Source organism: Pseudomonas sp. MNR3A (genome assembly GCF_009650575.1).
GTDB lineage: Bacteria > Pseudomonadota > Gammaproteobacteria > Pseudomonadales > Pseudomonadaceae > Aquipseudomonas > Aquipseudomonas machongensis.
On sequence record NZ_VZZS01000003.1, the window covers coordinates 168,690 to 174,982 of the forward strand.

The window sequence follows — 6,293 nt, forward strand, 5'->3', positions numbered from 1 at the left end:
GCTCCTGTGCCTTTGGGAAAACCGAGCGGCGGTTCGCCGCTCCAGCATGCATCAGGCCAGCGCCTTCTCGACCGCTTGAATCACCGCCGGATCGTCCGGCGCAGTGCGTGGCGCGAACCTCGCCAGGACGCGGCCGTCCTTGCCCACCAGGAACTTCTCGAAATTCCAGGTGATATCGCCGGGGAACTCCGCTCCCTCGCCCGCCAGCAGGCGATACAGGGAATGACGCTCAGGCCCGTTGACCTCGAGCTTGGCGCTCAAAGGGAAGCTGACGCCATAGTTCAGGCTGCAGAACTTCTGGATCTCGTCTTCGGTGCCCGGTTCCTGGCCAGCGAACTGATTGCACGGCAGGCCGAGCACGCTGAAGCCCTGGCCCTTGAACTGCTGGTGCAGCTTTTCGAGCGACGCGTACTGAGGCGTCAGGCCGCACTTGGATGCGACATTGACCACCAGCACCACCTGGCCCTTGAACGGTGCCAGCGGCAGGTCCTGGCCGTTCAGCGCCTTGAGCGTCAGATCGTGAAATGCACTCATCTTGATTCCCCTATCAGGTTGCCGGTTGCCGCTGGGGCGAATTGCGCCCACTAAAAAGGCGCGCGACCAAGCCGTACACCCGCCCGTGGGGGTGGGTCGGCTTGCTCGAGCGCCTGACGACTCTCAGAGCTTAGCTGAGAAATCAGTGGTGATGGCCACCTTCACCGTGGATGTGACGGTGAGCGATTTCTTCTTCGCTGGCGTCACGCACGTTGACCACCTTGACCTGGAAGTTCAGGCGCTGGCCTGCCAGCGGGTGGTTGCCGTCGACGGTCACGTCGTCGCCGTCGATGTCGCGGATGGTGACGATCTGCATCTGGCCGTCCGGCGCCGAAGCATGGAACTGCATGCCGACTTCCAGTTGGTCGACACCTTCGAACATGCTGCGGTTCAGGGTACTGACCAGCTCGGCCAGGTACTCGCCATAGGCGTCTTCCGGCTCGATGGCAACGGTCAGTTCGTCACCGGCCTGCTTGCCTTCCAGGGCTTTTTCCAGGCCCGGGATGATGTTGGCGGCACCGTGCAGGTAGACCAGTGGGGCGCCACCGGCGGAGCTGTCGATGGTCTCCCCGGCGTCGTTGGTCAGGGTATAGTCGATGGAGACTGCCTTGTTGGCGGCGATCAGCATGGGGCAAGACCTTTTGCAAAAGAATGTAGAGCGCACAAGTGTAACCAAGGCCTCGCCCGATTGCGAACGCGCGGCGGCTGGCGAACGGCCCATCAGTCGGATCATCGGCTTTCACCAGGACGAGGAAGGCCATTGGGTGGTCGAGCTGTCCTGCGGTCATACCCAGCACCTGCGCCACCAGCCGCCGTGGCAAGCGCGCCCCTGGGTGCTCGATGCGCACGAGCGCACCCGGCGCATCGGCCAGGCTTTTGCCTGCGGCTGGTGCGCGAACGGGGCCGATAGCGCTACCCTTGGCCGTTGATTCCTTGCACCGCTTATTCCGAGAAGCACGCATGCAGACATTTTTCATCGCGCCGACCGACTTTGGTGTCGGCCTGACCTCCATCAGCCTCGGCCTGGTACGCGCCCTTGAGCGCGGCGGCCTGAAGGTGGGTTTCTTCAAGCCAATCGCCCAGCCGCATCCCGGCGATACCGGCCCCGAGCGGTCCAGCGAGCTGGTCGCACGCACCCACGGCATCAAGCCACCCACGCCACTGAGCCTGGCCCAGGTCGAGCGCATGCTGGGCGATGGCCAACTCGACGAACTGCTCGAAGAAATCATCCGCCTGTACCAGCAAGCCTGCATCGGCAACGACGTGGTGGTGGTCGAGGGCATGGTGCCGACCCGTCATGCCAGCTACGCGGCGCGGGTCAACCTGCACCTGGCCAAGAGCCTGGATGCCGAGGTGATCCTGGTCTCGGCACCGGAGAACGAGGTGCTCAGCGAGCTCTCCGGGCGCGTCGAGTTGCAGGCCCAGCTGTTCGGTGGCCCGCGTGATCCGAAGGTGCTCGGGGTCATTCTCAACAAGGTCCGCACCGACGAAAGCATGGCCGATTTCGCCACGCGCCTGCGCGAGCATTCGCCACTGCTGCGCGGCAACGACTTCCGCCTGCTCGGCTGCATCCCCTACCAGGCCGACCTCAACGCCCCGCGCACCCGCGATGTCGCCGAGTTGCTAGGCGCCCAGGTACTCAATGCCGGCGACTACGAACAGCGGCGGATGAACAAGATCATCATCTGCGCACGCACCGTGGCCAACACCGTGCCGCTGCTCAAGCCTGGCACCCTGGTAGTGACGCCCGGGGATCGCGACGACATCATCCTCGCCGTGAGCCTGGCGGCGATCAACGGCGTTCCGCTGGCCGGGCTGCTGCTGACCAGCGACAGCAAGCCTGACCCGCGCATCCTCGAACTGTGCCGCGGCGCCCTGCAGGCCGGCCTGCCGATCCTTTCGGTGAGCACCGGATCGTACGACACCGCCAACCAGCTCAACTCGCTGAACCGCGAAATCCCGGTGGACGACCGCGAGCGTGCCGAGTTCATCACCGACTTCGTCGCCAGCCACCTCGACGCCCACTGGTTGCACCAGCGTTGTGGCACGCCGCGAGAGATGCGCCTGTCGCCAGCGGTGTTCCGCTACCAGCTGATCCAGCGCGCGCAGCAGGCCAACAAGCGCATCGTCCTGCCCGAGGGCGCCGAACCGTTGCTGGTGCAGGCCGCCGCCATCTGCCAGGCGCGCGGCATCGCGCGCTGCGTATTGCTGGCCAAGCCCGAGGAAGTCGAGGCGGTGGCCCGTGCCCAGGGCATTACCCTGCCGGCCGACCTGGAAATCCTCGACCCCGAACTGATTCGCGCACGCTACGTCGAGCCGATGGTCGAGCTGCGCAAGAGCCGCAACCTCAACGCCCCGATGGCCGAGCAGCAGTTGGAGGATCCGGTGGTGATCGGCACCATGATGCTGGCGCTGGATGAAGTCGACGGCCTGGTTTCAGGGTTGGTGCACTCCACCGCCAATACCATCCGCCCGGCCCTGCAACTGATCAAGACCGCGCCGGACTGCAGCCTGGTGTCGTCGGTGTTCTTCATGCTGTTCCCCGAGCAGGTGCTGGTGTACGGCGACTGCATCATGAACCCGCACCCCAGCGCCGTGGAGCTGGCGGAGATCGCACGGCAAAGCGCCGAATCGGCGCAGGCCTTCGGGATTGCGCCGCGCGTGGCGATGCTCAGTTATTCGAGCGACTCGGCGGCCAGTGACGAGGAAGTGGAGAAGGTGCGCGAAGCCACGCGCCTGGCGCAGCAGGCGGAACATGACCTGCTGATCGACGGGCCGTTGCAGTACGACGCCGCAGCCAATCCGGAGATTGCCCGGCAGTTGGCACCGCACAGCCAGGTTGCGGGCCGCGCCACGGTGTTCGTGTTCCCGGACCTGAACACCGGCAACACCACGCACAAGGCGGTGCAACGCAGTGCCGACTGCGTAAGCCTTGGGCCGATGCTGCAGGGGCTGCGCAAGCCAGTGAACGACTTGCCGCGCGGTGCGCAGGTGGACGATATCGTGCACACCATCGCGTTGACGGCGATCCAGGCCAGTCACGTGCGCTGAAACGCATCGCGGGACAAGTCGGTGCGCCGACTTGTCCCGCGACAGGGCCGCAAAGCGGCTGCGTTAAAGGTCAGGGGTACTGCTGGACAGTGCCCTGCTGGTCATACTGCTGGCCAGGGATCGGCTTCAGGTTGACCTCTACGCGGCGGTTCTGCGCCCGACCATTGGCATCGGCGTTGCTGGCGATCGGCTGATCCGGGCCCATGCCACGTACCGAAACCCGCGAAGCATCGACACCCTGCGAGGTCAGGTAGGTGCTGACGGCCTGCGCGCGACGCTGCGACAGGTCCATGTTGTGCTGGCGGCTGCCGGTGCTGTCGGTGAAGCCAACCACTTCGATGGTGTTCTGGTTGAACTGCTTGAACGAGCTGGCGAGGTTGTTCAGCGGCGAGTAGAAGCTTGGGGCGATGTTCGCCGAATCGGTCGCGAAGGTGATGTTACCTGGCATGATCAGCTTGATCTGGTCACCCTGGCGCTGCACTTCGACACCGGTGTTGGCCATCTGTGCACGCAGCTCGGCTTCCTGCTTGTCGGCATAGTAGCCATAACCGGCGGCGGCGGCGCCTACCGCAGCAGCGCCGATCAGCGCACCCTTGCCACGGTTGTTGTGATCGATGGCCGCACCCGCGATGGCACCGGCCAGTGCACCCAGGCCACCGTACTTGGCAGTCTTGCTCATCCCTGTGGAGCCGCCCTGCGCCTGGCCCTGGTTGTCGTAGGGGTTCTGGCCGGCACAGCCGGTCATCAGGGCAGCAGCGGTAGCGACGATAATCAGACGACGCATGGTGAACATGGACAAGCTCCTGGTGAAATTCGAAAGTGCAGCGGATCGTATGCGGATCAGTGCCAGCCTTGGATTGCAGCGACGCGGAAAAATTCCATGAAACTTCACGCCCGCACGAACGGGTTCTCACGCATCTCTTCGCCGAGGCGAGTATCCGGACCATGGCCGGTCACCACGATCGCCTCTTCATCCAGGCGGTACAGCCGCTCCTTGATTGAACGAACGATAGCCCGTTGATCGCCCCCCCACAAATCGGTGCGCCCCACACCACGCCGGAACAGGGTGTCGCCAGCAATCAGCAGCTTGTGCTCGGCAAACCAGAAACTCATCGAGCCCGGCGTATGCCCGGGCGTGTGCAGCGCCACGCCACAGCCGCAGGCCAGCGCTTCGTCATCGGCGAGCCAACGGTCCGGGGCAGGTACCGGCGTGTAGGGCACACCGAACATCTGGCACTGCATCTCCAGGTTGTCCCACAGCGGCTGGTCGTCCTTGTGCAGGTGCAGGGTCGCACCGGTCAGCTCCTTGAGCCTGCCGGAAGCCAGGAAATGATCGAAGTGGGCGTGGGTATGGATGATGCTCACCAGCGTCAGGCCATGCTGTTGCAGGCGAGCGAGAATCTTCTGCTCGTCGCCCCCCGGATCGACGACGATGGCCTTCTTGCTGACCGGGTCGCCGATCAGCGTGCAGTTGCACTGCAGGGGGCCTACGGGGAAGGTTTCGCGGATCAGCGATACAGGGATAGGGGTCATGGGAGTCCAGCTCCAAGCGACTTCACGCTCATTCAAATAAGGTTTGTACGCGCGCCAGCGCATCATCAATGACAACGTCGGGAACAGACTCGATACGTCGGGCACCACGTGCCTCGAGATCCAGCGTACGCAACTGGTTGCACAACACCACGCCCTGGGTTCGCGTACCTGCCCCACTGAGCGTGACTGCAAACCCGGCATGTCGGGCGAAATCCCCACCTTGAGTGATCGGGACTACCACCGCCAGGCCCGCGGCATTGTAGGCAGCCGGTGTGAGCACCAGAACCGGACGCATCGCACCTTGCTGCTCGCGTCCGACCACAGGCTCAAGATCGACTCGCACAATATCGCCCCTGGCGAATCCCACCCGCCTCATACCTCACGACCAACAGGACGAATGGCGTTCCACGCCGCGAGCTCATCCGGCTCGGGTGCATCGAGATCGCACTGGGCCATCAGCTCCTCAAGCTTGTACTTGGGTTTTGATCGGACGGGCTTGAGAACCAGCGACCCGGTGGCGGTATCCAGGCTGAGGACGGAGCCCACGCTCAGGCGCATCTGCTTGAGAATGGTCGATGGCAGGCGAATGGCAGCACTGTTGCCCCACTGTTGAATCTTGACTTCCATAAGTATCTCCAAAGGTAGATACATAGTAGAAACCCTCCAGATGATTGCAAGTAACTCGTAGAAACAACGTGTCTACATTGTCATCTGAAGCGCTGCTCTTGAAGTCATGAGCTCGAGGTCAGGAGCTATCCCACAACGCAGTGGGAAGTGACACTCAAATAGCCAGAGTCAAGGCAAAAACAACCTGAACAACCCGCCACCCAGCGCACCACCGTTGGCGATTTCGATCCGCCCGCGCACGCCGTTGCGCTCGTGCAGGGCGGCGATCCTGGCGGCGAAGTACAGGCCAAGGCCGGTGCTGCCGCTCTGCTGGTCGATGCCCTGCACGTAGTCCTGCTGACGCTCGAGCATGCGCTGTGGATAACCGGCGCCATCATCGTTGACGCTGATCACCAACTGCTCGCCCTCCTCTTCGACGCTGATCAGCAGCGTGTGCCCGGCGTAGCGAATGGCGTTGGTCAGCACGTTGGCGACCACCGAGGCGACCAGTTCACGGTCGAAGAAGCCCAGCGGGCTTTCGGTGTCGATGCGCCAGGTCGCCAGCACGT

General features: G+C 63.7%; 9 protein-coding genes. 2 read left to right on the forward strand and 7 right to left on the reverse strand.

What is annotated here, in order from left to right:
• Positions 1 to 51: 51 nt before the first annotated feature.
• Both F6X62_RS02605 and F6X62_RS02610 read right to left on the reverse strand, forming a co-directional pair.
• Positions 52 to 534: a glutathione peroxidase gene (locus tag F6X62_RS02605; protein ID WP_153772615.1), complete on the reverse strand. Its 483-nt coding sequence runs from the start codon at positions 532 to 534 to the stop codon at positions 52 to 54.
• 142 nt (positions 535 to 676) lie between these two features.
• Positions 677 to 1,162, reverse strand: coding sequence for a peptidylprolyl isomerase (locus F6X62_RS02610; RefSeq protein WP_054925639.1), 486 nt, complete (start codon positions 1,160 to 1,162; stop codon positions 677 to 679).
• Here F6X62_RS02610 and F6X62_RS02615 point away from each other — a divergent pair.
• Together F6X62_RS02615 and pta are read left to right on the forward strand one after the other, a co-directional pair.
• Entirely contained in the window at positions 1,161 to 1,463 is a 303-nt protein-coding gene (locus tag F6X62_RS02615) for a DUF3565 domain-containing protein (protein WP_054895124.1), read from the forward strand. The genes F6X62_RS02610 and F6X62_RS02615 overlap by 2 nt on opposite strands.
• A 31-nt stretch (positions 1,464 to 1,494) precedes the next feature.
• On the forward strand, positions 1,495 to 3,585 hold the full coding sequence (pta, locus tag F6X62_RS02620) for a phosphate acetyltransferase (protein ID WP_054895123.1): 2,091 nt from the start codon (positions 1,495 to 1,497) through the stop codon (positions 3,583 to 3,585).
• 70 nt (positions 3,586 to 3,655) lie between these two features.
• On the opposite strand, the gene F6X62_RS02625 is transcribed toward pta, so the two are convergent.
• The 5 genes from F6X62_RS02625 to F6X62_RS02645 form a co-directional block, all read right to left on the reverse strand.
• Positions 3,656 to 4,378 (reverse strand): OmpA family protein, encoded by a 723-nt coding sequence (locus F6X62_RS02625; protein ID WP_065863405.1) that lies wholly within the window; start codon positions 4,376 to 4,378, stop codon positions 3,656 to 3,658.
• A 95-nt stretch (positions 4,379 to 4,473) separates the two neighbouring features.
• On the reverse strand, positions 4,474 to 5,118 hold the full coding sequence (locus F6X62_RS02630; protein WP_054895121.1) for an MBL fold metallo-hydrolase: 645 nt from the start codon (positions 5,116 to 5,118) through the stop codon (positions 4,474 to 4,476).
• Between the two features lie 28 nt (positions 5,119 to 5,146).
• Complete coding sequence (locus F6X62_RS02635) at positions 5,147 to 5,494, reverse strand: type II toxin-antitoxin system ChpB family toxin (RefSeq protein ID WP_063542834.1); 348 nt, start codon at positions 5,492 to 5,494, stop codon at positions 5,147 to 5,149.
• Positions 5,491 to 5,745 (reverse strand): AbrB/MazE/SpoVT family DNA-binding domain-containing protein, encoded by a 255-nt coding sequence (locus F6X62_RS02640; protein WP_063546635.1) that lies wholly within the window; start codon positions 5,743 to 5,745, stop codon positions 5,491 to 5,493. Before F6X62_RS02640 ends, F6X62_RS02635 begins: the two co-directional genes overlap by 4 nt.
• A 168-nt stretch (positions 5,746 to 5,913) precedes the next feature.
• The coding region (locus F6X62_RS02645; protein WP_178117514.1) for a sensor histidine kinase KdpD at positions 5,914 to 6,293 on the reverse strand (380 nt) is incomplete at its 5' end.